This window comes from Stenotrophomonas sp. 2201_Sma, from assembly GCF_056486685.1.
Map to the genome: position 1 here is coordinate 4256204 of NZ_CM151329.1, position 25231 is coordinate 4281434.

General features: G+C 67.7%; 25 protein-coding genes and 1 tRNA gene. 15 read left to right on the forward strand and 11 right to left on the reverse strand.

Annotated elements, in window-relative coordinates:
- Positions 1-79: 79 nt before the first annotated feature.
- Positions 80-685: a TIGR00645 family protein gene (locus ACZLIF_RS19550; RefSeq protein WP_053519577.1), complete on the forward strand. Its 606-nt coding sequence runs from the start codon at positions 80-82 to the stop codon at positions 683-685.
- Positions 686-886: 201 nt separating this feature from the next.
- The gene (locus ACZLIF_RS19555; protein WP_053519576.1) at positions 887-1885 is read left to right on the forward strand and encodes an energy transducer TonB; all 999 of its coding nucleotides are present in this window, start codon (positions 887-889) and stop codon (positions 1883-1885) included.
- A 59-nt stretch (positions 1886-1944) separates the two neighbouring features.
- Here ACZLIF_RS19555 and ACZLIF_RS19560 read toward each other — a convergent pair whose 3' ends face one another.
- Complete coding sequence (locus tag ACZLIF_RS19560) at positions 1945-2199, reverse strand: hypothetical protein (RefSeq protein WP_128989915.1); 255 nt, start codon at positions 2197-2199, stop codon at positions 1945-1947.
- Between the two features lie 77 nt (positions 2200-2276).
- Between ACZLIF_RS19560 and ACZLIF_RS19565 the strand changes: the two genes are divergently transcribed.
- Positions 2277-3062, forward strand: coding sequence for an AraC family transcriptional regulator (locus ACZLIF_RS19565; protein ID WP_065181450.1), 786 nt, complete (start codon positions 2277-2279; stop codon positions 3060-3062).
- A gap of 156 nt (positions 3063-3218) precedes the next feature.
- Here the strand turns inward: ACZLIF_RS19565 and ACZLIF_RS19570 are convergent, their stop codons facing one another.
- The 3 genes from ACZLIF_RS19570 to ACZLIF_RS19580 are packed head-to-tail and all read right to left on the reverse strand — an operon-like array spanning position 3219 to position 6669.
- A complete protein-coding gene (locus ACZLIF_RS19570) occupies positions 3219-4403 on the reverse strand; it encodes an ABC transporter permease (RefSeq protein WP_128989917.1) in 1185 nt (394 codons plus the stop codon).
- Positions 4400-5146, reverse strand: a complete 747-nt coding sequence (locus tag ACZLIF_RS19575) for an ABC transporter ATP-binding protein (RefSeq protein WP_128989919.1) — start codon at positions 5144-5146, stop codon at positions 4400-4402. Before ACZLIF_RS19575 ends, ACZLIF_RS19570 begins: the two co-directional genes overlap by 4 nt.
- Positions 5143-6669: an alpha/beta fold hydrolase gene (locus ACZLIF_RS19580; RefSeq protein ID WP_128989921.1), complete on the reverse strand. Its 1527-nt coding sequence runs from the start codon at positions 6667-6669 to the stop codon at positions 5143-5145. Before ACZLIF_RS19580 ends, ACZLIF_RS19575 begins: the two co-directional genes overlap by 4 nt.
- 211 nt (positions 6670-6880) lie before the next feature.
- On the opposite strand from ACZLIF_RS19580, the gene ACZLIF_RS19585 reads away from it, so the two are divergent.
- Both ACZLIF_RS19585 and ACZLIF_RS19590 read left to right on the forward strand, forming a co-directional pair.
- Positions 6881-7381 carry a DUF1203 domain-containing protein gene (locus tag ACZLIF_RS19585; RefSeq protein ID WP_053519570.1) on the forward strand — a complete coding sequence of 167 codons (501 nt, stop codon included), beginning with the start codon at positions 6881-6883 and terminating at the stop codon, positions 7379-7381.
- A gap of 213 nt (positions 7382-7594) precedes the next feature.
- Positions 7595-8764 (forward strand): lytic polysaccharide monooxygenase, encoded by a 1170-nt coding sequence (locus ACZLIF_RS19590; protein ID WP_128989923.1) that lies wholly within the window; start codon positions 7595-7597, stop codon positions 8762-8764.
- Positions 8765-8814: 50 nt separating this feature from the next.
- Here the strand turns inward: ACZLIF_RS19590 and ACZLIF_RS19595 are convergent, their stop codons facing one another.
- Complete coding sequence (locus ACZLIF_RS19595; RefSeq protein WP_128989925.1) at positions 8815-9564, reverse strand: ferredoxin--NADP reductase; 750 nt, start codon at positions 9562-9564, stop codon at positions 8815-8817.
- A gap of 84 nt (positions 9565-9648) precedes the next feature.
- Here ACZLIF_RS19595 and ACZLIF_RS19600 point away from each other — a divergent pair, with 84 nt between their 5' ends.
- The 4 genes from ACZLIF_RS19600 to ACZLIF_RS19615 all read left to right on the forward strand — a co-directional run bounded on the left by ACZLIF_RS19600 (position 9649) and on the right by ACZLIF_RS19615 (position 13344).
- A complete protein-coding gene (locus tag ACZLIF_RS19600; protein WP_164150561.1) occupies positions 9649-10617 on the forward strand; it encodes an ABC transporter ATP-binding protein in 969 nt (322 codons plus the stop codon).
- The gene (locus ACZLIF_RS19605; protein WP_128989927.1) at positions 10614-11405 is read left to right on the forward strand and encodes an ABC transporter permease; all 792 of its coding nucleotides are present in this window, start codon (positions 10614-10616) and stop codon (positions 11403-11405) included. Before ACZLIF_RS19600 ends, ACZLIF_RS19605 begins: the two co-directional genes overlap by 4 nt.
- 71 nt (positions 11406-11476) lie before the next feature.
- Complete coding sequence (gene panE, locus ACZLIF_RS19610) at positions 11477-12415, forward strand: 2-dehydropantoate 2-reductase (RefSeq protein WP_128989929.1); 939 nt, start codon at positions 11477-11479, stop codon at positions 12413-12415.
- Positions 12412-13344 carry a Rossmann-fold NAD(P)-binding domain-containing protein gene (locus ACZLIF_RS19615; protein ID WP_128989931.1) on the forward strand — a complete coding sequence of 311 codons (933 nt, stop codon included), beginning with the start codon at positions 12412-12414 and terminating at the stop codon, positions 13342-13344. Before panE ends, ACZLIF_RS19615 begins: the two co-directional genes overlap by 4 nt.
- On the opposite strand, the gene ACZLIF_RS19620 is transcribed toward ACZLIF_RS19615, so the two are convergent.
- Positions 13335-14147 (reverse strand): TatD family hydrolase, encoded by an 813-nt coding sequence (locus ACZLIF_RS19620; protein WP_065174512.1) that lies wholly within the window; start codon positions 14145-14147, stop codon positions 13335-13337. The two genes, ACZLIF_RS19615 and ACZLIF_RS19620, sit on opposite strands and share 10 nt — an antisense overlap.
- A 67-nt stretch (positions 14148-14214) precedes the next feature.
- Here ACZLIF_RS19620 and hrpB point away from each other — a divergent pair, with 67 nt between their 5' ends.
- Positions 14215-16719, forward strand: coding sequence for an ATP-dependent helicase HrpB (gene hrpB, locus ACZLIF_RS19625; protein ID WP_128989933.1), 2505 nt, complete (start codon positions 14215-14217; stop codon positions 16717-16719).
- A gap of 118 nt (positions 16720-16837) precedes the next feature.
- Positions 16838-17227, forward strand: a complete 390-nt coding sequence (locus ACZLIF_RS19630) for a hypothetical protein (RefSeq protein WP_053519564.1) — start codon at positions 16838-16840, stop codon at positions 17225-17227.
- Between the two features lie 59 nt (positions 17228-17286).
- On the opposite strand, the gene ACZLIF_RS19635 is transcribed toward ACZLIF_RS19630, so the two are convergent.
- The 3 genes from ACZLIF_RS19635 to ACZLIF_RS19645 form a co-directional block, all read right to left on the reverse strand.
- On the reverse strand, positions 17287-17826 hold the full coding sequence (locus tag ACZLIF_RS19635) for a pseudouridine synthase (protein WP_128989965.1): 540 nt from the start codon (positions 17824-17826) through the stop codon (positions 17287-17289).
- 68 nt (positions 17827-17894) lie between these two features.
- Positions 17895-18155, reverse strand: coding sequence for a hypothetical protein (locus tag ACZLIF_RS19640; RefSeq protein WP_128989935.1), 261 nt, complete (start codon positions 18153-18155; stop codon positions 17895-17897).
- Positions 18156-18240: 85 nt separating this feature from the next.
- Positions 18241-19098: a class I SAM-dependent methyltransferase gene (locus ACZLIF_RS19645; protein WP_128989937.1), complete on the reverse strand. Its 858-nt coding sequence runs from the start codon at positions 19096-19098 to the stop codon at positions 18241-18243.
- Positions 19099-19268: 170 nt separating this feature from the next.
- On the opposite strand from ACZLIF_RS19645, the gene ACZLIF_RS19650 reads away from it, so the two are divergent.
- The 4 genes from ACZLIF_RS19650 to ACZLIF_RS19665 all read left to right on the forward strand — a co-directional run bounded on the left by ACZLIF_RS19650 (position 19269) and on the right by ACZLIF_RS19665 (position 23704).
- The gene (locus tag ACZLIF_RS19650) at positions 19269-20225 is read left to right on the forward strand and encodes an aldo/keto reductase (protein ID WP_128989939.1); all 957 of its coding nucleotides are present in this window, start codon (positions 19269-19271) and stop codon (positions 20223-20225) included.
- A gap of 647 nt (positions 20226-20872) precedes the next feature.
- A tRNA-Gln gene (locus tag ACZLIF_RS19655) sits at positions 20873-20946 on the forward strand.
- Between the two features lie 356 nt (positions 20947-21302).
- On the forward strand, positions 21303-22427 hold the full coding sequence (locus tag ACZLIF_RS19660) for a slipin family protein (RefSeq protein WP_128989941.1): 1125 nt from the start codon (positions 21303-21305) through the stop codon (positions 22425-22427).
- A gap of 56 nt (positions 22428-22483) precedes the next feature.
- A complete protein-coding gene (locus ACZLIF_RS19665) occupies positions 22484-23704 on the forward strand; it encodes an RtcB family protein (protein WP_128989943.1) in 1221 nt (406 codons plus the stop codon).
- A gap of 49 nt (positions 23705-23753) precedes the next feature.
- Here the strand turns inward: ACZLIF_RS19665 and ACZLIF_RS19670 are convergent, their stop codons facing one another.
- Positions 23754-24656, reverse strand: a complete 903-nt coding sequence (locus ACZLIF_RS19670) for an NAD(P)/FAD-dependent oxidoreductase (protein ID WP_128989945.1) — start codon at positions 24654-24656, stop codon at positions 23754-23756.
- Entirely contained in the window at positions 24646-25101 is a 456-nt protein-coding gene (locus tag ACZLIF_RS19675; RefSeq protein WP_065181437.1) for an Rrf2 family transcriptional regulator, read from the reverse strand. Before ACZLIF_RS19675 ends, ACZLIF_RS19670 begins: the two co-directional genes overlap by 11 nt.
- Positions 25102-25231: the final 130 nt, after the last annotated feature.

Sequence of the window (25231 nt, forward strand, 5' to 3'; positions counted from 1 at the left end):
AAGTCTAGTGCGGGAGTTGGCTTGGCACCGTCATGGCGGGCCGGTAACCTCGCTCCTCCCCCGCAACGCACTGTCCTGCATGTCCCCCCAACGCCCCCTCTCCCCGCTGTCCTCGCTGATCTTCGCCTCGCGCTGGCTGCAGCTGCCGTTGTACCTGGGCCTGATCGTCGCCCAGGGTGTCTACGTGTTCCTGTTCGGCAAGGAACTGTGGCACCTGATCTCCCACTCGGCCTCGATGGGCGAACAGCAGATCATGCTGATCGTGCTGGGCCTGATCGACGTGGTGATGATTTCCAACCTGCTGGTGATGGTGATCGTCGGCGGTTATGAAACCTTCGTCTCGCGCCTGCGGCTGGAAGGCCATCCCGACCAGCCGGAATGGTTGAGCCACGTCAATGCCAGCGTCCTGAAGGTGAAGCTGGCGATGGCGATCATCGGCATTTCCTCGATCCACCTGCTCAAGACCTTCATCGCCAGCGGTTCGCTGGGCGGCCTGCCGCTGTGCGCGCCGGAACTGATGAACGTCGCCGCCGCCAACATCGGTGCCGCCAGGTGCTCGACCTTCACCGAGCAGGGCGTGCTCTGGCAGACCATCATCCACTGCGTGTTCATCCTCTCGGCGATCGGCATCGCCTGGACCGACAAGCTGATGTCCAACAGCCACGACAAGGCGCAGGCGCATTGAGGCGCTGGCCGGTGGTGGCGCGCACGCCACCGCCGGTCGTCGCTGCCGCCCTTGTACGCAGCGCTGGCGGGGATGCTAGATTGCTTCCTCGCCGTTGCCGGCGGTGGCGTCGGGAAACGCCACCCTGCCGTGCTCGGACCCACGGTCCCGGCCATGCATATCAATGATTTACGTAACGTCGTCTTCTTAGAGGGGAGCAGGATGTCGCACGTCACAACGATCACCGCCGCGCGCCGGTGGCTGCCGGTTGCCTTGGTACTGGCCCTGGCCGCCTGCTCGGGCAAGGAAGAAACGCCTGCCCCTGCCCCGGCAGGATCGCCTGCCGCTGCGGCGCCGGCGACACCGGTAGTGGCCGCCAAGGTGCAGTCGATGGGCACCGAGCAGCTGCGCGAGTCGGCCAGCCAGGCGTTGCGCGAGAACCGCATGTACGCCCCGGCCGGCGACAACGCCATCGAGTACTACCTGGCCCTGCGCGACAAGACGCCGGACGATGCCGCGGTGAAAAGTGCGCTGACCGACCTGCTGCCCTACACCCTGATCGCGGCCGAGCAGCATCTGGGCCGCGAGGACTTCACCGAGGCGCAGCGCCTGGTCGCCCTGATCGAGAAGGTGGATGCCTCCGCACCGGCCCTGCCACGCCTGAAGGAAGGCCTGGCCAAGGGCGTGGAGAACGCGGCCAAGCGCACCGAGTCGGAAGCGGAGCGGGCCAAGAAGGACGCCGAGGACCGTACCCGGCAACAGGCCGAGCAGCAGCGCCTGGCCGAGCAGCGCGCCAAGGAAGCCGATGCGGCCAGGCAGATCGCCGCACAGCAGGATGCCGCCCGCCGTGACAGCGAGCGCGAGGAAGCCGAGCGCCAGGCCGCCGCGCGGCGTGAAGCGGAGCAGAAACAGCAACAGGCCGCTGCGCAGCAGGCCAATGCCGCACGCCAGGCACCTGCCGCCGCGCCCAGCCTGCGTCCGGTCAGTACGCCGGCCCCCCGCTATCCGGCCGACGCCCTGCGCGCTGGCACGTCCGGCGAGGTACTGGTGGAGATCACCGTGGGTACCGACGGCTCGGTGGTGAACGCCCGCGTGCTGCGTGCGACGCCCGCGCGCATCTTCGACCGCGAAGCCATGAACGCCGTGAAGCGCTGGCGTTTCGAGCCGGTCAGCGCTCCGGTCACCACCCGCCGCACCCTGGTGTTCGCGCCGGGCGGCTGAGCCGGGACATCCCCGCCAACGATCACGACAAGGCCCGGTCTGTCCGGGCCTTGTTCGTATCAGCGCGCGCCGTCGATCAGGTGCTGCAGGGCCGGTTCGCGTGCCCTCAGGATGCGGAACAGGCCCAACGCATGCAGACCCGGCAACAGCGCGCGCAGGTCGGCTTCCGCCGCTGCCCGGGACGCAGGGCTGCCGGCGGGATCCTGCCAGTCGCGGACGCTGGCAAGGAAAGCGCCCACGCTGCCCTTGCGCACGGTGAGGCCGTTGGCGACCACGTCGTTCTGATGGTCAGGGAGGATGTCTTGAGGCTGCATGAGGAACTCCTTTCGGCGGGTGGAGTGCAGTGTGGACGCTGCTGTCTGCCGGATCTGCCGTATAACTGCCAGTTGATATGGCATATCAGACATCCCCCGCCCTGATTGACCCGCCCCTGGTCGACACCGCCCGAGGGCCGGTGCTGCTGACCGCGCAACTGGCCCTGGACCGTCCACGCCGGACCGCCCGACACCAGCACGCCCGCGGGCAGCTGCTGGGGGCGCGACAGGGCCTGCTGCGGATCGAGGCAGGCGACCTGCACTGGCTGCTGCCAGCCGGCCATATGGCGTGGGTTCCGCCCGGACTGCCGCATGCGCTGGCCAGCATCGGCCCGTTCGATGGCTGGAGCCTGTACCTCGACGCGGCGACCTGCACGCGACTCCCGGCACGCCCACGCATCGTGCAACCGGGCGCCCTGCTGCAGGCGGCCGTGGATCGCGCGCTGCGCTGGGCGCCCGCACCGCTCGACGCGGTGCAGGAGCGTCTTGCCGGCGTCATTGCCGATGAGATCGACGCCAGCACACCGCTGCCGCTGGCCTTGCCGCAGCCACGCGATCGGCGCCTGCGGCGCGTTGCTGCGGCGTTGGCGCGTGCACCACAGGACACCCGCAGCGTCGAGGCCTGGTCCCTTGCCATGGGACTGTCCAGCCGCACCCTCGCGCGCCACTGGCGCGCCGAAACCGGCATGACACTCAGCCAATGGCGCCAGCGCCTGCGCGTCCTGCTGGCGCTGCCACGCCTGTTGGCCGGGGAACCGGTGATCAGCGTGGCGCTGTCGCTCGGCTACGACACCCCAAGCGCCTTCATCGCCGTGTTCAAGCGCGAGATGGGGGTGACGCCTGCGCGATATGCAGAGGGCTGACGTCGCCGACAGCGGGGCGACGTCGATCGACCGGCACCGGGGTTCACCCAGCGCGTCGCTACTTGGCAGGCAACGCGAACCTGAAAACAGCGAGGCCCGGAATGACCGGGCCTCGTTCCCTATCCGCCGGGCAGGGCCCGGCGCTTCCAGTGGCGGTCAGCCGGAAATCGCCAGGCGTTCGTTGTGGTAGCGGCGCACGGCGGCAAACCACAGCAGTGCGGCCAGACCGAGACTGGCGCCCAGATAGATCGCCCAGACGCTGGGACTGATCACTTCGTGGCGGATGACCTTCAGCAGCATCTGGTTCTGCGACAGGAACGGCACCGCGTACTGCCACAGCTCGCTCTTCAGCGGGTAAGCGACCAGCGCGTAGCCGGGCAGCATCGGCAGCAGCATCAGCCAGGTCATGTGGCTCTGCGCTTCCTTCATGCTCTTGGCCGCAGCCGACAGGAAGGTCAGCAGCGAGGTACCGATCAGCAGCATCGGCAACATCACCAGCAGCATCTGCAGCATCGAGCCGACATTCATGTTGAACTGGCGACCGATGTTGCCCGGGGCGATCTGCGCGCTGACCTTGAAAGCCACCAGGGTCAACAGCAGAGACGCGAAGCCGACCACGCAGGCGGCGGCGATCTTGCCACTGACGATCGCGCTGCGTGAGCCGGGTGTCGCCAGCAGGGGCTCGAGTGACTGCCGCTCACGTTCGCCAGCGGTTGCGTCCATCACCAGATAGGCGCCGCCGATGAACGAGGTCAGGGTCAACAGCACCGGCAGCAGCATCGACAGGATCATGCCCCGTTTCGCTTCGGCACTGGCCAGATCCTGGCTGCCCACGTCCAGCGGACGCGCGACCTGGGCATCCACGCCGCGTGCCATCAGCCGCAGTGCGCCCACCTGGCCGTTGTAGGTGGCCAGCGCCGCTTCCAGGCGTGCGCTGGGCACTTCGGCGGCACGTCGGGTGCTGTCCTTGATCACCTCCACCAGCGCCGGCCTGCCCGCGGCCCAGTCCTCGCCGAAGTCATCGCTGATGCGCAGGGCAACGTCGATGTCCTGGCTGCGGATCGCCCCGGCCAGATCCTTCGGCGCAGCGCTGGCATTGAGTCCCTGCGCGGCCAGGAAGCGGACCAGGTTCGGTGCGTTGTCCGCGCCGATGGTCGGGATCTGCAGCGGCTGCTCGATCTGCGTGCGCACGCGGCTCTCGGCCAGCTTGCCCATGCCCAGCAGCAGCACCGGGTACAGCAGCGGACCGAACAACAGGGTCAGCAGCAGCGTGCGACGATCGCGGGAGAGATCACGCAGCTCTTTGCGCATCACCGTCATCAGGGTCGACATCATGCTCATGCGTGCAGGCCCTCTTCACTGCCGATCAGTTTCACGAACGCATCTTCCAGATTGGGTTCACCGGACTGCGCGCGCAGCTCATCGGCACTGCCGGCGGCCATGACCGTGCCCTTGGCGATGATGACGATGTGGTCGCACAGCGCAGCGACCTCCTGCATGATGTGGCTGGACAGAATCACGCATCGCCCTTCCTCACGAAGTCCCAGCAGGAACCGGCGCAGTGCACGGGTGGTCATCACATCCAGGCCGTTGGTCGGCTCGTCGAGAATCACATTGCGCGGATCGTGCACGAGTGCGCGCGCGATCGCGGTCTTGGTGCGCTGGCCCTGCGAGAAGCCATCGGTCTGGCGGTCGAGGATGTCACCCATGTCCAGCGCCTGCGACAGCACGTCGATGCGCTCGCGGATGCGTGCTTCGGACAGGCCGTGCAGCCGGCCGAAATAGGCGATGTTCTCGCGCGCGGTCAACCGCTTGTAGACGCCCCGCGCATCGGGCAGCACGCCCAGGTGGCGACGGACCTCCACGGGATTGCACGCGGCATCGATGCCATCGACGCTGATGCTGCCCTGGTCAGGCGTCATCAGGGTGTACAGCATGCGCATGGTGGTGGTCTTGCCGGCACCGTTCGGGCCAAGCAGACCGGTGATGCGACCGTCCTCGGCGCGGAAGCCGACATCGGCCACTGCCTGGATGCGGCCGGTGCGGGTATCGAAGGCCTTGTGCAGGTTGTCAGCGACGATCATGGTTCCCATCCGTTGAACGAGGTGAACGCCGGCACGTAGCTCAGCGTATCCAGGCAGCTGGCATCCAGCGCCTTGGCATCGGTGCTGTCGATGAACTGGCCCAGCAGGCGGGGCATGCAGCCGGCGGAAAGCGTGCCGTGGCCCTGGCCGCGCGCGACCAGTGCGCGCCCCTGCGGCAGCCCCTTGAGCACCTGTGCGGCGTAGCGCGGTGGCGTGACCGGGTCCAGTTCACCGGACAGCAGCAGCGCCGGCACCTCACTGCGCAGCGGTGCGGCATCCGCGGCGGGGGCCGCGGTGTGCGGCCAGACAGCACACGGCGCGAAGAAGGCGCTGGCCACCTCGTTGCCGAACAGGCGCTCGGCATTGGCGGCTGGCGCGTGGTAGCGCGGAGCGTCCTCGCTGCAGATCACCGACCACTGCATGCCGCGGTTGATCTGGAAACCCATGCTGCGGTTGGCACCGCGTGCCAGCGAGGCGAGCGGCGCGTAGCGGCCCTGCGCAGCCTCGTCCAGCACCAGCGGCAACAGCGAGGCGTACTGCGGAACATAGGAGAAGGCGAACGCCAGCCCCATCACGCTGTCCGGCGTCAGCACGTCGCGCCGCGGCGCATTCGTGCCGGGGTCACGGTAGTCGACGGTCACCGGCGCGGCGCGCAGCGTATCGAGTACGCCGCGCAGCTGTTTGCCGGTGTCGGTCGGAAAGCGCTTGCTGCACGCCGGGTCCTTGCGGCACTGGGCCGACTGCAGATTGATCGCGTCTTCGAAGGTATTGGCGAAGTCCCCCCCGACCACCAGCTCGTTCGGAACGACGCCGTCGATGACGATGCTGCGGGTGTGCTGCGGATAGGCCGCGGCATAACGCTGGGCCACGCGGGTTCCGTAGGAACCACCCACCAGGTTCAGCGCATCCACGCCCAGCGCCTGGCGCACGGCATCCAGATCGGCAACGGCGTCGCGGGTGGTGTAGAACCGCGCATCGGCACGTCCCTGCAAAGAGCTTGCGCAGCGCTGGGCGTAGTCGCGCAGCAGCGCCTCGCTGGGGGGGGCCTCTTCGTCGAACGCCAGTTCCTTGCCATCTGCGCCCAGGCAGTTGAGCGGGTTGGAGCCACCGGTGCCGCGCTGGTCGATCAGGAAGATGTCGCGTTGCTTGCGAACCTGGCGCAGGGCGGTATCGACGATGACCGCCACCTCGCTGGCCGCCTGCCCGGGCCCGCCGGCGAGGAAGAACACCGGATCCGGTTGGCCGGAGCCACTGTTGCCCGATTCCAGCCAGGCGATACGGAGGTTGATCTTCCGCCCTTGCGGCTGCGCCCTGTCCTCGGCCACCTGCAGGGTGGCGCACTGTGCCTCGACGTTGGCGCTGGCGCCCATCGTGGTCAATGTGCAGGGCTGGAAGTCGATCTGTCCGTAGCGGCGGCCGGGCGTTTCCGCCGCCGCATCGGCGCTGCCGGAAGGCGCTGCGCCGCAACCGGCAAGCAGCAGGCTGGCCAGCGCGCCGGCCAGTGCGAGGTGGTGTCTTTGCATCGTGCTCGTTTCCCCTGGAAGACGTTCCTGTCGACCACGACGGGCTGCCGCGGAAGATGTGACCCAACTTACACGGGCAGGAGGCTGGCGGCGATGGGCAATCGTCACTGGAAAGCCAGGCCCATGTCGGCCGGATCGAATGCGGCGTCGCATCATGGCGAGCAGCGCAGCGGTCGGCCACGCAGACTCATGGCGAACCCAGGAGATTCCCATGAACGCGTGGTACCTCAGCGGCCTCGATCACCGCCCCTTCCAGCACCTGTTCGAACAGAGCGACCGCGCGCTGGCTGCGCAGGGCATCCTGCGACGCTGGGCCGGGGATCGCGGCGGCCATCCGTGCCGGGTCAGCCTGTCCGACCCCCCAAGTGGCGCCGAACTGCTTCTGCTGCCCCATACCCACCTGGCCACGCACTCGCCCTATCGCGCGTCCGGTCCGATCTTCGTGCAGCGCGGCGCTACGCGCTGCGTCCTGCCCGCCGGGGTCGTTCCGCCCTACGTCGAGCGACGGCTTATCTCACTGCGCGCCTACGACGAGGATGCACTGATGATCAGCGGGCAGGTCTGCCCCGGCAACGAGGTCGGGGTGCAGCTCGATGTGCTGTTCGCCGATCCCGCGGTGGCCTTCGTGCAGTTGCACAACGCAGGCCACGGGTGTTTTTCGTGCCAGGCGGACCGGGTGGATCAGGACGCGCTGACACACGGCGTCGCGTGATCGGCACCACGCACGACGCGTGACCTTCTGCGCATCCGTTCAGGCCTGCGTGAAGCCTGTGGGAAAGGCTTCACGCAGGCAGTCACGGAACGGCACTTCCAAGGTACCGCGCGATGCAGCGCACCTCGATACTCGCCGAGGTGCCGCCGACCGTCCGCTGCGCAGCGCAACGCCTGCGGTCACCGTTCCCATCGACGACCACAAGGATGCGCCATGTCATTCCGATCCACACGTGTTGTGCTGGCCAGCTCATTCGCAGCCGCCGGCCTTATCTGCCTGGCCAGCAGCGCATTCGCGCACGGCACCATGACCACGCCGGCCAGTCGCGTCTACGCCTGTTTCCAGGGCAATCCGGAGAATCCAACCAACCCGGCCTGCGCCGCCGCGAAAGCACTCGCCGGCTCGCAGGCGTTCTACGACTGGAACGGCATCAACCAGGCCAACGCCAATGGCAACCATCAGGCCGTCGTACCCGACGGCACGCTGTGCAGCGGCAACAACCCGACCTTCCGCGGCCTGGATCTGAACCGCAGTGATTGGCAGACCACGCCGATCCAACCCGATGCGAACGGCAGGTTCACCTTCGTGTTCAAGGCCACCGCACCGCATGCCACGCGTGACTGGCGATTCTTCGTTACCCGCGAAGGCTGGACACCGGGCAGTCCTCTGCGCTGGGCGGACCTGCAGGAGTTCTGCACACTGGGCAACACCCCGCTGTCCGCCGATGGCACGTACAGGCTGCAGTGCCCGCTGCCACAGCGCACGGGCCAGCACGTGATCTACAACACGTGGCAGCGCGCGGATTCGACCGAAGCGTTCTACACCTGCATGGATGTGCGTTTCGAGGGCGGCAGCACTCCCCCGGCATCGCAGTGGCAGGATGCCGGCCCGCTCACCGCGCGTGGCGATCTGCCGGTCGGCACCGTCCTGGCGCTGCGCGTGTTCAACGCCAGCGGCAACGATGTGGAGCGGGTGGAGGCCACACTGGGCAGCGGCCAGACGGCGGCCGCGCAGTGGCCGCTGGTGCTGGCCCGCAAGGTCAATGGCGCCAGCCAGCACGCTCGGGTGGGCGTACTGTCCAACGGCACGATCACGCCGACGGCGTCGGCGACCGGCAACCGGGTCTATCTGAAGGAGGGCAACCGCTTCCAGCTCGACACCCGGGTACCCGATCCGGGCACGCCTTCGCCGGGCGGCGACTTCGACTACGTGTACCCGGCAGGCATCGGCAGCTATGTGCCCGGGCAGACCGTGGTGAAGGGCAGCGATGGCCGGCTGTATGCCTGCCGCCCGTTCCCTGAAGGCGCGTGGTGCAACGTCAACGCCGACGCGTACCGGCCGGGCGTGGGCGCAGCCTGGCGTGATGCCTGGGTGCCGTACTGAGACCGGCGCGGCCTGCGGGAGGCGGCTGGCGCCGCCTCTCCGCAGCGCACTCACTTGCTGCTGACGTACTTCTCGCGGCGGATCTGCGGGTTGCCCAGCCCGGCCGCCTTGAGCAGCTCGGCGCAGGCATCGACCATGTCCGGGTTGCCGCACAGGTAGGCGATATCGGTGGCCGGGTCCGGCGTGAAACCAGCCAGGGCCTGCTGCACGTAGCCATGATGGACGTCGGCATGGGCCTGTTCCGGCAACTCCCGCGACAGGCACGGAACATAGCGGAAGTTCGCGTGTTCTTCGGCGAAACTGTAGAAATCTTCGCTGTACAGCAGTTCGCCCGGGCTGCGTGCACCCTGCAGCAGGACGACCTGCACGCCGCGTTCGGTCATGGCCTTTTCCAGCAGCGGCAACATCGAGCGATAGGGAGTCACGCCGGTGCCGGTGGCGATCAGCAGATAGCGCGCGTTGTGATCGCCGGGGTTCAGGCAGAACCGCCCGTACGGGCCGGACGCGCTGATCTGGCCGCCGGTTTCCAGCGCCTCGAACAGCGCCGTAGCGGCGCCGCCGGGCACGAAACTGACCGCGATATCCACGGCTTCGCCGGGCCCCAGTGCGTGATCATGCACGGTGGCCAGGGAATAGCTGCGCTTGGTCTCGGTGCCATCGGCGTAGCTGAAATGGACCTGGATGAACTGGCCGGGCTGGAAATCCAGCGGCTGGCCATCGTCGCGCACGAACTGGTAGTGGCCGACGGTCGGGGCCAGCATGCGGCGGCCGACCAGCTTGAGGGGGAATTGAACAGGCACGACTTTTCGGGACAGTGTGTAGCCGGGGCAAGCCCTCGGGGTCTTCTATAATAGCCCTTCCCCGCCCCTCTCCAGCGCCAGCCCATAGGCGCGAAGGCTTCGAGCTTGGCATCCCTGAACGATACGGCGCCCGCCCTGCGCGTGCGCGACCTGCGCAAAACCTACGACAACGGAACCCAGGCCCTGAAGGGGGTCTCGCTGGAGGTCGCCCCGGGCGACTTCTTCGCCCTGCTGGGCCCCAACGGGGCTGGAAAGTCCACCCTGATCGGCATCATCAGCTCCCTGGTCAACCTCAGCGAGGGCCAGGTGGAGGTGTTCGGCAGCGACCTGGTGCGCAACCGCAGCGCGACCATGCGCCTGATCGGCCTGGTGCCGCAGGAAATCAACTTCAACCTGTTCGAAAAACCCTTCGACATTCTTGTGAACTACGCCGGCTTCTATGGCGTACCGCGCGAGGAAGCGGAGCAGCGCGCGGAAGAGGAACTCAAGCGTGCCCATCTGTGGGAGAAGGCGCAGGTGATGAGCCGCACCCTGTCCGGCGGCATGAAGCGCCGGCTGATGATCGCCCGCGCGATGATGACGCGTCCCCGCCTGCTGATCCTGGATGAGCCGACCGCGGGCGTGGACATCGAGATCCGCCGCGACATGTGGCGGGTGCTGAAGGAGATCAATGCCGCTGGCACGACGATCATCCTTACCACCCACTACCTGGAGGAGGCCGAGTACCTGTGCCGGCATCTGGCGATCATCAACCACGGCCGGATCGTCGAGCAGGGGCCGATGCGTGCGCTGCTGGCCAAGCTGGACGTGGAAGGCTTCCTGCTGGACATCGATGGCGATCTGCCGGTGCAGCTGCCGGCGATCGAGGGCGCAACCCTCAGCGCGCCCGACGCGCACACCCTGGACATCGACATGCCACGGGCCATGGATCTGAACCGCGTGTTCGCCGCGCTGAATGAAGCCGGCATCCGCGTGCGCTCGATGCGTACCAAGAGCAACCGACTGGAGGAGCTGTTCGTGCGCCTCACCGGCAACCAGGAGAAATCCGCATGAGCACCACCGAGCTGACCGACGGCCAGCGCAACCGCGTCGCGCTGCTGACCATCGTGCGCCGCGAAGTGACCCGGATCATGCGCATCTGGGGCCAGACGCTGGTGCCGCCGGCGATCACCATGACCCTGTACTTCCTCATCTTCGGCGGCCTGATCGGCTCGCGCGTGGGCGAGATGGGCGGGTACAGCTACATGCAGTTCATCGTGCCCGGGCTGGTCATGATGAGCGTGATCCAGAACAGCTACGGCAACATCAGCTCGTCCTTCTTCGGCGCCAAGTTCGGCCGCCACGTGGAAGAGCTGCTGGTGAGCCCGATGCCGAACTGGGTGATCCTGTGGGGTTACGTCGCCGGTGCGGTACTGCGCGGCCTGATGGTCGGCGTGATCGTGCTGATCATCGCGATGTTCTTCACCCCCGTGCGCATCCCGCACCCGCTGGTGACACTGACCACGGTGCTGCTGGGCGCCACCATCTTCTCGCTGGCCGGCTTCATCAATGCCGTGTACGCGAAGAAGTTCGACGACGTGGCGATCGTTCCGACCTTCATCCTGACCCCGCTGACCTATCTGGGCGGCGTGTTCTATTCGGTGAAGCTGCTGCCGGGCTGGGCTGAAGCGGCGACCCATGCGAACCCGATCTTCTACATGGTCAACGCGTTCCGCTACGGCCTGCTGGGCAGCAGTGACGTGCCGCTGTGGGTCGCGTACGCGCTGATGATCGGCTTCGTGGTGGTGCTGACGGCGGTGGCGCTGTGGCTGCTGCGCCGCGGCGTGGGCATGCGCAGCTGAGCGCCGATCGCCGGGGTCGCGATCCCCGGCACACCCGCAACATTGGTTCCGCAGACAACGGTGAACGTGCAATGCGCATCCTGATTCTCGGCGCCGGCGGTACCGGCGGTTACTTCGGCGGCCGCCTGGCCCAGGCCGGTGTGGACGTGACCTTCCTGGTCCGCCCTGCCCGCGCCGGGCAGCTTGCACGCGATGGACTGGTGATCCGCAGTCCGGTCGGCGATGCCGCCTTCCCGGTGCAGCACGTGACAGCCGATGCGCTGCCCGCGCTGGCCCGGGAGAGGCCCTTCGACCTGGTCATCCTCAGCTGCAAGGCCTACGACCTGGACAGCTCGATCGAGGCCATCGCGCCGGCGGTGGGCCCTCGCACCACCGTGCTGCCGATCCTCAACGGGCTGCATCACTACAACGATCTGGATGAACGCTTCGGCCGCGAGGCGGTGCTGGGCGGGCTGTGCTTCATCAGTGCGACCAAGGCACCGGACGGTGCGGTGGTGCATCTGGGGAAACCCGCCAAGCTCACCTTCGGGGAACGCGACGGTGGCGCGCTCTCGGCGCGCGTGCGTGCCTTCGCAGCCGCCTGCACGCAGGCCAACCTCGATCACCTGGCCAGCGAACGCATCGGCCAGGAGCAGTGGATCAAGTACACCTTCCTCACCGCGCTTGCCGCGGCGACCTGCCTGTTGCGCGCGGACATCGGCACGATTGTCGCGACCGATGATGGCACGGCCATCGTGCAGGGCCTGTACGACGAGTGCCTGGCCGTGGCGGAGGCGGCCGGTGAGGCAGTCCCGGCGGCAGCGCAGGACACTGCGCGCGGCACGTTGACCCAGGCCGGCTCGGCATTGAAGGCCTCGATGTTGCGTGACCTGGAGGCCGGGCAGCAGGTGGAGGCCGGCCACATCGTCGGTGACATGCTGGCCCGTGCACGCAGCGCCGGCCAGCAGGGCGTGCTGCTGCAGGTCGCCTACAGCAGCCTGCAGGCCTACCAGGCGCAGCGCCGGGCGTGAGCCTGACGCTGCCGGCCGGTCCGTTGCCCGGACGGGTGCTGATCCTGGGCATGGGATGGAGCGGGCGCGTACTGGCGGCTTGCCTGGAAGCGCTGGGCGTGCAGGTCGCCGGCACCGTACGCGATCCGGCCACGGCAGCCGTCGATGGCCTGCGCTGCCATCGACTCTGCGCTGGAACAGCACCTGCACCCGCGCTTCTGGATGACATCGCGCGCGCCGATGCGGTGCTGGGCAGCATACCGCCCGATGCCGACGGCGACCCGGCAGTGCGCATGCTGCGCACGGCACTGGAAGACAGTCCCGCATTGCAGTGGGTGGGCTATCTGTCGTCGACGTCGGTGTACGGCGACCGCCAGGGCGGCTGGATCGATGCGGACAGCGTGGCCGACGCCACCGGGCCTGCGGGCCTGCAGCGCCTGCGCGCGGAGTCGCAATGGCGCGCACTGGCCAGCCGGCGCGGCATCGCCTCGGCAGTGTTCCGGCTGCCCGGGCTGTATGGTCCCGGCCGCAATGCACTGGTGCAGCTCGCGCAGGGGCGTGCCCGCCATGTGCTGAAGCCGGGCCTGCTGTTCAACCGCCTGCATGTACAGGACCTGGTCGCGGTGATCATCGCGGCGATGCGGCGACCCGCCCTGCAGGCGCTGTACTTGCCCAGCGACGATGAGCCGGCACCGCCACAGGACGTGCTGGCCTTCGCCGCGCAGCTGGGAGGCTTTGCGATGCCACCGGCAATGGCGTGGGACGACCCGGCGCTGAGCCCGGCCCTGCGCCGCTTCTACGAAGGCAGCAAGCGCATCGACAGCCGCGGTACGCGCGAAGCGCTGGGGTGGGCGCCGCAGTTTCCGACGTATCGGGAAGGGCTGACGGATCTTGCCGCTTCGCTCGCCGGGCATGGCCGAGCGTTACCGGATCCGGGCATTCACGGCTGACGTGTAGTGTCGGCGTCGGGCAGCCGGAAGAAGGCACGGGCCGCCGCCGTTGCATGGGCTGCGGTCAGCACGACATCCTCGCCACGATCACGGGCCAACTCCTCGACGATGTGCGAAAGGAACATCGGTTCGTTGCGGCGATCCTTCGGCATCGGCTTGAGCGTGCGCGGCAGCAGATACGGCGCATCGGTCTCGATCATCAGGCGATCGGCCGGGATGCTCTTCACCAGCTCGCGCAGGTGCGCCCCGCGACGCTCGTCGCAGAGCCAGCCGGTGATGCCGATGTACCAGTCCTGGTCGAGGTAATCAAACAACTCCTCCCGTTCACCGGTGAAGCAGTGCACCACCGCCGGCCCGAGGCGACCCTCGAAGTTCTTCATCTGCGCCATGAAGTCGGCGTGCGCGTCGCGCTGGTGCAGGAACAGCGGCTTGCCGTTCTCCGCCGCCAGCTGCAGCTGGCGCTCGAACGCACGGTGCTGGGCAGGTCGCGGCGAGAAGTCACGGAAGTAGTCCAGTCCGCACTCGCCGACCGCCACCACTTCCGGGTGGGCATGCAGGGCGCGCATCTCTGCATCGCATTCTTCGGTGTACTCCACCGCATGATGCGGGTGTACGCCGGCCGTCGCATACAGGAATCCCGGATGCTGCTGGGCCAGCTGCAGCGCCAGCGGAGAGTGCTCGCGGCTGGCCCCCGTGACCACCATCTGCACCACCCCGGCCTGGCGGGCACGCTGCAGCACGGCGTCGCGGTCGCGGTCGAAGGAGTCGTGGGTCAGATTGGCGCCGATATCGATCAGGTGCATGGTCATCGCGGAGGAAATATGCCTGCGCATTGTACCCGCGCCCAGCGTGGCCCCTTATCCTTTGCGCATGAACGCCCCGCACTTCCCCATTTCTCCGCTGCTGCCGCAGATCCAGCAGCATCTGGCCGCACAGCCACGGCTCGTGCTGGAGGCACCACCGGGCGCCGGCAAGACCACCCAGGTACCGCTGGCGCTGCTCGATGCACCGTGGCTGCAGGGCCGCAGGATCATCCTGCTGGAGCCGCGCCGGGTGGCCGCGCGCAGCGCAGCGATGTTCATGGCAAGGCAGCTCGGCGAGGAGGTCGGCGATACCGTCGGCTACCGCATCCGCTTCGAGAACCGGGTGTCCGCGCGCACCCGCATCGAGGTGGTGACCGAAGGCATCCTGACCCGCATGCTGCAGGACGACCCGCTGCTGGAACAGGTGGGCGCGATCCTGTTCGACGAGTTCCATGAGCGCCACCTCAGCGGCGACCTGGGATTGGCACTGGCGCTGGACGTACAGGCACAGCTGCGCCACGACCTGCGGCTGGTGGTCATGTCGGCGACCCTGGATGGCGAGCGGCTGGCACGCTTCCTCGACGCACCCCGCTTGAGCAGCGAGGGCCGCAGCTACCCCGTCACGGTCAGCCACTTCCCGGCGCGTCGCGAAGAATCGCTGGAACTGCAGGTCCGACGCGCAGTGCAGCAGGCGCTGGTCGAGCATCCGGGTGACGTGCTGGTGTTCCTGCCTGGCCAGCGGGAGATCGCCCGCGTGCAGGCCGGTCTGCAGGAATCGATCGGCGGCAACACCGAGGTCCTGGCACTGCATGGCGAACTGCCGGTGGAACAGCAGGCGCGCGTGCTGCAACCTGCAGATGAGGGCCGCCGCCGCGTGGTGCTGGCCACCAACGTGGCCGAATCCTCGGTGACCCTGCCCGGCGTGCGCGTGGTGATCGACAGCGGCCTGGCACGCGAGCCCCGCTATGACCCGAACAGCGGCTTCACCCGCCTGGACGTGGTGGCCATTGCGCAGGCCTCGGCCGACCAGCGTGCCGGTCGTGCCGGCCGCGTGGCCGAGGGCGTGGCCTGGCGCCTGTGGCCGCAGTCGCAGCGGCTGGAGCCTCAGCGGCGTGCCGAGATCGACCAGGTCGAACTGGCAGGACTGGCGCTGGAGCTGGCGGCGTGGGGCAGCAGCGACCTGCGCTTTCTCGATCCGCCCCCAAGCGGACCGATGGGTGCGGCGCGCGAGCTGCTGCACCGTCTGGGCGCGTTGTCGGAGTCGGGCGCGATCACCGCCTTGGGCCGACGCGTGCTGGCGCTGGGTACCCATCCACGCATGGCCGCGATGCTGCTCGCCGCCCCTGACCCGCACGCACAGGCGCTGGCGGCCGATCTGGCGGCGCTGCTGGAAGCACGCGACCCCCTGCGCCAGGGCGGCGATGCACTGGCGGCACGCTGGCGCGCGCTGGCCGCGTTCCGTGCTGGCCGCGCGCCGGCCGATGCCAGTCGTGGTGGACTGGCTGCCATTGATGCCGCCGCGCACCAGTGGCGGCGTCGGCTGCGCTGCGATGCCGCGCCCCCTGCCAGCATCGAAGCGCACGCGCTGGGCGATCTGCTGGCGCACGCTTTTCCCGATCGTATCGGCTTCCAGCATCCGGGCGATCCGCTGCGCTACCTGCTCGCCAACGGGCGCAGCGCGCGCCTGCATGAACTGAGCGATCTGCGTGGCGAACCGTGGCTGGTCGCCAGCGAACTGCGTTTCGAGGCCCGCGATGCGCTTCTGCTGCGCGCCGCGCCGGTCGATGAGGACCATCTGCGCAGGATCTACCCGCAGCGCTTCGTCACCGCCGACACGGTGCGCTGGGACGGCGAACGGCGTGCGCTGGTCGCACTGCGCGAAACCCGCTTCGATCGCATCATGCTGGACAGTCGCTCGGCGGGCCGGGTCGACCCGGAACACGCGGCCGGCGCCTTGACCGAGGCTGTTGCCGAGCTCGGCCTGCAGGCACTGCCGTGGACCGAGGCCCTGCGCCAATGGCAGGCACGGGTGGAGGCGCTGCGTCGCTGGATGCCCGAGCTGGAGCTGCCCGACTGCAGCGATGCCACGCTGCTCGCCACCCGCGCGCAGTGGCTGCAGCCTGCGTTTGCCGGCAAGAGCCGCCTCGATGCGCTGGACGAAGCCAGCTTCGCAGAAGCGCTGAAGTCGCCCCTGGCATGGTCACAGCGGCAGCTCGTGGAGCGGCATGTGCCAACCCGCATCACTGTGCCCTCCGGGCTGGAGCGGCCCATCACCTATGCACTGGACAGCGAGTCCGGCGAACCGCTGCCACCGGTGCTGGCCGTGAAGCTGCAGGAGTTGTTCGGACTGGCAGACACTCCCCGCATCGCCGATGGGCGCGTGCCACTGACCCTGCACCTGCTGTCACCCGGCGGTCGTCCGCTGCAGGTCACCCAGGACCTGCGCAACTTCTGGGAAAACACCTATGCCGAGGTGAAGAAAGAGATGAAGGGCCGCTATCCCCGCCATCCCTGGCCGGACGACCCGTGGACGGCCACCGCCACCCACCGGGCCAAACCACGGGGAACATAGCAATCCTGCCTGATCCTGAATGGAGCGCGTAGAGTCACGTCGTGTGACTGCCCGACTGACATACCGTTTACGGGCAACGCGCCACACTGGACTTCGACCCGAGGCAAAGGACCCCCGCATGAGCAGACTGACCGTGATTACCGACCGCGCCCTGGAGCGCGCCCTGGACCTGGCCCACACCGCGGGCGACGGCCTGAAGAGTGCCGGCGGCAGCCTGCGCCATCTGGGCCCGCAGGCCAGCGACTGGATCAAGACGGGAGCGGCACTGGGCGCAGTGAAGACCGGTGGCAAGGTTGCCACCAAGTTCGCCCGCCGCAATCCGGCAGTGACCATCGCCGCCGCGGCAGTGGGTGTGGGTCTGCTCGGCTATGCCCTGTATCGCAAGCAGCAGAAGAAGAAGGCGGCCAATGGTCACGTCGTTGATGGCCAGGCGCAGCGCATCAGTGCCCGCGACCGCCGCAACGACACCGTGGTCGACGAGCACAGCGATATCGGCAGCGACGCCTGAGGCAGGCGGCTGCATCCGGGCCGGAGATCGCCTGTGGGTGATCTCCGGCCCGTTTCGTTTCAGCCGATCTGCCGCCACTGTCCGGGGCGCAGATCATCCAGCCGGTAAGGACCCATTGCCACCCGCACCAGGCGCAGGGTGGGCAGGTTCACGGCGGCGGTCATCCGCCGTACCTGGCGGTTGCGCCCTTCGCGGATCGTGATCGCCAGCCAGGTATCGGCAACGGTCTTGCGGAAACGCACAGGCGGATCGCGCGTCCACAGCTCCGGCGCGGGATCGAGCCGTTCGACCTTCGCCGGCAGGGTCGGCCCGTCATTGAGGATCACGCCGCTGCGCAGGCGCTGCAGCTGTTCCTCGCCAGGCGTGCCTTCCACCTGCACCCAGTAGGTCTTGTCGGCCTTGTGCTTCGGGTCGGTCAACCTGTGCGCCAAGGGACCGTTGTCGGTCAGCAGCAGCAGGCCTTCGCTGTCATGATCCAGCCGACCGGCCGCATAGACACGCGGCGGCAGGCCGAACCCCGCCAGGGTGGGGCGCGGCGGGATGCTGCGATCGGTGAACTGACACAGCACGTTGAACGGCTTGTTGAAGGCAATCAGCATCGCAGGCACGGCAGGCGGTGAATGCGGCATTGTCCCATCCCGGCGCCGCCATCGCGATCACCGGCGCCTCAGCCGAAGACCTTCCACTTCAGCAGGAACGAAACCAGCACCAACGCAATGCCACAGGCCGATGCGATCGCCGCCCGCCGCCGCTGTGACGCCGATGGCGGGCTCGCACGGCGCGCGCGTTCATCCTGCAGGATGCCGATCAACAGCACCGCGAACCCCACCGCGCCCAGCAGGTCATAGGTATTGCCGCCATGGAAGGTGAAGTCGAACAGGCGTACCAGCACCAGTACTGCGATCACGATGTACAGGATCTTCTTCAACCGCTCACTCCTTTGACTGTCGCGCCGGGCCAGGCCCGGCGGATACACGTGTGTCCATTGCCGCTTGCGGCTGCGGGGCTTCGCCTCAGGGCTTGATGAAGCGCAGGGTCATGCGATCGCTTTCGCCGATGGCCTGGTACTTCGCGGCGTCGGCCTTGTCATGCTGGTTGGTCGGCGGCAGGGTCCACACGCCGTTGGGATGATCCTTGGTGTCGCGCGGGTTGGCATTGATCTCGCTGCGCGCATCCAACCTGAAGCCGGCGGCCTCGGCCAAGGCGATCACCTGCTGCTGGCCGACATAACCAGTGTCATCATCGTCGGCCACATCGGCCTTGGCGCGGTGCTCCACCACGCCCAGCACGCCGCCCGGCTTGAGCACGTTGAAGAAGCCCTGGAACATGCCCTGCGCCTGGCCGGCCTTGCGCCAGTTGTGCACGTTGCGGAAGGTCAGCACCACATCGGCCGAGTTGGCCGGTCCGAACACCGGCTTGGCCGGATCGTAGGCGACCACGACTGCTTTGCCGAACTGTGCCGGCGCACCGGCGAACTTCTTTTCCAGGCCATCGCGGCTGCGCTGCTGGTAGTCGCGGCCACGACCTTCTGCCACCGCCATCGGGTCGACCACGGCTGCCACGTACCGGCCCTTGTCATGCAGCAGCGGCGCGAGAATTTCCGAATACCAACCGTTGCCCGGAGTGATTTCGATGACGGTCTTCTCCGGTGCCACCGAGAAGAAGGCCAGCGACTGTGCCGGATGACGGTAGCCATCACGCTTGACGTTGGCCGGATCACGGGTCGACGCCTTCACCGCAGCGTCGATGGCGGGCGATACCTGGATCTGCGCCGGCGCCAGCAAGGTCGGCGCAGCGTACGCGGGCACGGCAGCAAGCAGGGCGGAAGCAAGCAACAGGCGGCAACCACGCAGGGACGAAGCAGGCATCATCGGGGCGACTCCAGCGGAATGATGCGGCGAGACTAGCAGTCACCGCGCGCCAGGTGTTCACAAATCGTTAGCCGCGCGCCCGTCGCGGAACACTGTTTTGTGGTCAGCGCCGCAGCGCGGTAACACAACGCGTTCTATTCTGGAGCACTTCCCCCAAGGAGACCGTGCCCATGACGGCAACCCGTGAACTGGGCCGTTCCGGCCTGCATGTACGTCCGCTCGCCTTCGGAGGCAACGTATTCGGCTGGAGCGCCGACGAGAAGGCCAGCTTCGCCCTGCTCGATGCCTTCGTCGACGCCGGCTTCAACCTGGTCGACACCGCCGACGTGTACTCGGCCTGGGTGCCCGGCAATGCAGGCGGCGAATCGGAGACGCTGATCGGCAGGTGGTTCGCCCGCAGCGGCAAGCGCGAGAAGGTGGTGCTGGCGACCAAGGTCGGCAAATGGGCCGAGCACCCGGGGCTGACCCCGGACAACATCAATGCGGCGGTGGAAGACTCGCTGCGTCGCCTGCAGACCGATGTGATCGATCTGTACCAGGCCCACGAGGATGATGAGTCGACACCGCTGGAAGCCACGCTGGCCGCGTTCGGTCGCCTGATCGAAGCCGGCAAGGTGCGCGCCATCGGTGCCTCCAACTACAGCGCCACCCGCCTGGCCGATGCGCTGAAGGTATCCACCGATTACAAGCTGCCGCGTTACGAAACCCTGCAGCCGGAGTACAACCTCTACGACCGCGCCGGCTACGAGACCGCGCTGGAACCGCTGGTGCAGCGCGAACAGATCGGCGTGATCGGCTACTACGCGCTGGCCAGCGGCTTCCTCAGCGGCAAGTACCGCACGGCAGCCGATGCGGGCAAAAGTCCGGCGCGGGGCGAGAACGTGGTGAAGCGTTATCTCAACCCGCGCGGCCTGCGCATCCTGGAAGCGCTGGATGACGTGGCCAGCAAGCACACTGCCAGCCCGGCACAGATCGCACTGGCATGGCAGATCGCACGGCCGTCGATCACCGCGCCGATCGTCAGCGCCACCAGCGTCGAACAGCTGCACGACCTGCTGGCCGCGGCGAATGTATCGCTGAGCGTGCAGGATGTCGCGCAGCTGGACGCGGCAAGCGCGGAAGGCTGAGATTGGCCGGAGCCGGTCGCCGGCCGGCTCCGGCATGGGGCAGAAGAAAATAATTCAACAAAATGGTTGCGCACGACTAAATCGTGGTTTATCGTGCGCACCTCGTTTCAACACCCGCCTGGATGTTTCCCTTGAACGCGCATTTCTCCGCCATCGCCACACTGCTGCCATGCCTGCGCATGGATGTGCTGGCGCGCGCGTCCGGCAAGGAAGCACTGCCCACAACGGCCTGATACCCGCCCTGCGGAGATCGGCCACCCCGATCTCCGAGGCTTGACGACGCCCTCGGAACGCATGTCCCGGGGGCGTTTTCGTTTGCGTCGGCACAAGGACCCGCGATGCCAGAACTGCACCCCGCGCGGCATTCCGCCGCACACTGATCGGCCATTACCTGCACGCCGGAGTTTATCTTCGCGCGGGCGGCCGTGCCCGGACATTATCTGCATCGCCTCACAACATTATCGCCCGCCGATAATGTCGATGGCCTGCACCCTCGATTTTCCAGCGGTCCCGCTTCAATGGCGGGCTGGTGCGCGCGGCGCTGCCGTAGCGTATGCCGGAGGTCGCGGACATGCCCTCGCCTGGATCGCCTGCTGGTCGCAGGCGCCGGTTCGCCGGCACGCGGTTCGATTCCGCGCGGTTCCCAACTGGATAGCTCAGCCTGGTCAGAGCAACGGATCCTGAGTCCGTCTGTCGTGGGTTCAATTCCCACTCCAAACCACATGACCTGTCACGTCATGACTTGAAGCAACACCCGGGACGCACGTCCCAGCGGCCATCGTCGCCATCCACGGACATCGCCTTCGGGCGGAGAAGTGGAAGCAACGGACCGCACGCCGGGCCCCGGTCCGCCGTCACTGCCCGCCTTGGTCCACCCCGGTGCTGCCTGCCGGCGGCGCCCATGGCGGTACTGCCGGCGCACCGAAGGCTCCGCGCGCGGACCGTCCACCGGTGGCCGCCCTCTTCCGCGGCCTGCACGGGGTGTGCAGGCCGCCTCGCCACGACCTGATCGGCCCGGGTCGCGGCGATGGATTTCCATCGGGTCGAACCACCAGAGCCATACAAGGAGAGACTCCCATGTTCTGGACCATCAAGGTCGTGATCGGCGACGGCGAGCGCGGCCTGGTGTATCGCAACCGTCGTTTCCAGCAGGTGCTGCTGCCGGGCGTGCACCGCCTGTCGCGGTTCGGCGGCTCGCCGCACGTGACCGTGCACAACGCATCGAAGGGCAGCGCCTACAGCGGCAGCGACCAGGACAGCCTGATCGACGCGCTGGGAGCACAGCTGCACGAACACTTCGTGCTGGCCGATATCGGCGCTGCACAGGTGGGTCTGCTGCTGCGCAATGGCCGTATCGACGATGTCCTGCCGCCCGGCAGCCGCCATCTTTACTGGCGGGGTTCGGTCGACACCGAGGTGCGCGTGATGGCCCTGGGTGACGAACCGCGCGTGCCGGCGGACGTGCAACAGCGCCTGGGCCAGCTGGGCGTACTGCCGCGCGTGGCGGTGATCAGCACCGTGCCGAGCGAATCGGTCGGCCTGCTGTTCGTCGACGGTACGCTGCGACAGACCCTGGATGCCGGACTGCACGCGTTCTGGAATTTCAACGGCAACGTGTCGGTGGAGCGCGTCGAACTGCGTGCGCGTTCGCTCGACGTATCCGGCCAGGAGCTGCTCAGCCGCGACAAGGTGACCCTGCGGGTGAACCTGGCCGCGACCGTGCAGGTGGTCGACCCGGTGCGTGCACACCGCACGCTCAGCAACGCCGACGAGTTCATCTACCGGCAGCTGCAGTTCGGCCTGCGCCAGGCGATCGCCACGCGCAGCCTGGATGAGCTGCTGGGCGAGAAGGCGGCGCTGGACGGTGAGATCGCCGCGCACGTGCGCGCCGCGATCGAGGGCCACGGTGTGCAGCTGCTGGGTGTCGGCATCAAGGACGTGATCCTGCCGGGCGAGATGAAGGAGATCCTCAACGGCGTGGTGCTGGCCGAGAAGCAGGCACAGGCCAGCGTGATCCGCCGCCGCGAGGAGGCCAACGCCACCCGCTCGCAGCTCAATACCGCCAGGCTGATCGAGGACAACCCGGTGCTGATGCGGCTGAAGGAGCTGGAAGCGCTGGAGAAGGTCACCGAGAAGATCGACAAGCTCACCGTGTTCGGCGGCCTGGATGGCGTGCTGAAGCAGCTGGTGACGATGAAGTAGGGGGCTGGGGCGGCGCAGGGACGCGCCGCCGGCCCATCATGGAGATTGATTTCAACATGGATACTCAACACACCTATCAATGGCTGCATGCCGAGGGCACCACGCCGATCAAGGGCTGGGTGAACGGCGTGCCGCTGGAGGCGCAGGCCCATGAGCAGCTGCGCAACATCGCCGCCATTCCATTCGTCGGGCCCTGGGTGGCCGTGATGCCGGACGTGCACCTGGGAAAGGGCGCGACCGTCGGCTCGGTGATCCCGACCCGCGGGGCGATCATTCCGGCGGCGGTGGGCGTGGACATCGGCTGCGGCATGGCCGCGGTGCGCACGACGCTGCAGGCCAACGACCTGCCCGATGACCTGCGGCAGCTGCGCAACAGCATCGAGCGCAGCATCCCGGTCGGCAACGGTCGCGGTGGCGAGCATCACCGCATGCCCGACAGCATCCACACGCGGCTGGTGCAGTCCGGTCTGGCCGCTAGCCTGGAGAAGATCAAGGACAGGCATCGCCGGATCCGCACCGACAAGCTCGACCGCCAGCTGGGCACGCTGGGAGGTGGCAACCACTTCATCGAGCTGTGCCTGGACGAAACGGATGCCGTGTGGGTGATGCTGCACAGCGGCTCGCGTGGCACCGGCAACCTGATTGGCACGTACTTCATCGAGCAGGCGCGTCGCGAGCTGGAGCGCCGCGTGCTCGGCTTCCATCTGCCGGACAAGGACCTGGCCTTCTTCATGGAAGGCGAGCCGCTGTTCGACGACTACGTGGAAGCGGTGTCCTGGGCGCAGGACTACGCGCGGCACAATCGCGAGGCGATGATGGCGCGCGTGCTGGCCGAGATGCGGCATCGGCTGCCGCCGTTCCGGCTGGCGGCGATGGCCGTCAACTGCCACCACAACTACGTGCAGAAGGAAACGCACGCCGGGCAGGAACTGCTGGTCACCCGCAAGGGTGCGGTCAGTGCACGCCAAGGCGAGCTGGGCATCATCCCCGGCAGCATGGGCACGCGCAGCTACATCGTGCGTGGCAAGGGCAATGCAGACAGCTTCCACAGCTGCAGTCACGGCGCAGGCCGGGTGATGAGCCGCGGCACGGCACGCGAGCGGATCACCCTGGCCCAGCACCGCGAGGCGACCGCGCATGTGGAGTGCCGCAAGGACAGCGGCGTGCTGGATGAATCGCCGGCGGCGTACAAGTCGATCGACGATGTGATGGCCGCCCAGCTCGACCTGGTGGACGTGGTCCACACACTGCGCCAGGTGCTGTGCGTCAAAGGCTGATGGGGCGGGGCCGGATGCCGTTCAAGAGAGTGGAATCCGGCCCTTTCCGTCACCCGATGCTGTCTTCGCTGACCAGCGCGTGATGTACGCCGATCCCGGCACGCACCCCTTCGGCGGCGGCCAGGGTGATGTTGCCGACCGTGGTCGCGTCGCCTGCGGCATACACGTTCGGCACCGAGGTCTGCTTCATCGCGTCCACCTCGATCAGCACGCCGAGCGGGCTTTCGACCAGCGCGCAGCCCAGCTGCTGCACCAGCGGCGTGGCCATCGCCTGGGTGGCTGGAACGAACAGCGCGCGCTGGGCGATGCGGCGGCCATCGGCCAGTTCCACTTCCAGCCAGGTCGGCTGGTCGCCCTGCACGGCAATCACCGGCGAGATCTCGATCTGCACGCCACGCTGCTGCATGGCCACGCGTTCCTCCTCACTGATCTCCCCCGCCTGGCTGAAGAAGGTGACATTGCCCCAGTCGGCGAACAGCGGTGCCTTGCCGGCCGACATCGGATGGCCGCCGAGCACGCCGATCGCTCCGCCGCCGACTTCGTAGCCATGGCAGTAGGGACAATGCAGCACGGTGCTGCCCCAGCGCTCGGCCAGGCCGGGCAGGTCCGGCAGTTGGTCACTGATGCCACTGGCCAGCAGCAGCTTGCGTGCGGCCAGCACCTGGCCATCCGCGGTGCGGACCTCGACACCGTCGGGGCTGGCGGTGGCGTGCGCGGCCTCGGCATGGATCCAGCGCACGCTGGGATAGTCCAGCAGCTGCTGGCGCGCCGTCTTCAACAGCTCGGTACCACTGATGCCGTCCAGGCCGAGGACGCCATGCGAATGGCTGGCCGCACGGTTGCGGGGCAGGCCGGCGTCGATGACGGTGACCGCGCGGCGTGCGCGGGCCAGGATCAGGCCCGCGGCGATGCCGGCGTAACTGCCGCCGACGATGATCACTTCAGGATTCATGGTGTCCTTCCAGGGTGCGGTGATGGGCGAGGTGGCGCGCGAACTCCGCGCCGAGCTGGTCGAGCGTGGTGGACTGCAGGCGGTGTTCCAGCAATCGCTGCGCTTCGCGGGCACCATCGAGCAGCGCCGAATCGACCAGTTGCTGGATCGGGCAGCCACGACCTGCGCCGCGTGTGCCGATCTGCACCAGCGGCGGTGCGCCGACCGCCAGGTAGATGTCGTGCAGCGTGATGCGGGTGGCATCGCGCGCCAGCTGGCTGCCACCGCCGTGCCCGCGTGTGCTGCGCACCAACCCGGCCTTGTGCATCTGTGCCAGCAGCCGGCGGATCACCACCGGATGGGTCGGCAGGCACATGGCCAGCTGTTCGGAGGTGCGCGGCCCCTGCTGGCCCACGAGATGGGCCATCACGTGCAGCGCGTCGGAAAGCGGGTTCGAGGATTTCATGTAACAACCATAGTTACATTTATATCCCCTGTCGAGCGTCCTGTTTCGTTCCATATGGACACATCTGTCCTATGAAACATTTCCTTCACCTCGTTGAACGAAACGATAATGTGATCCTTATCGCACTTCA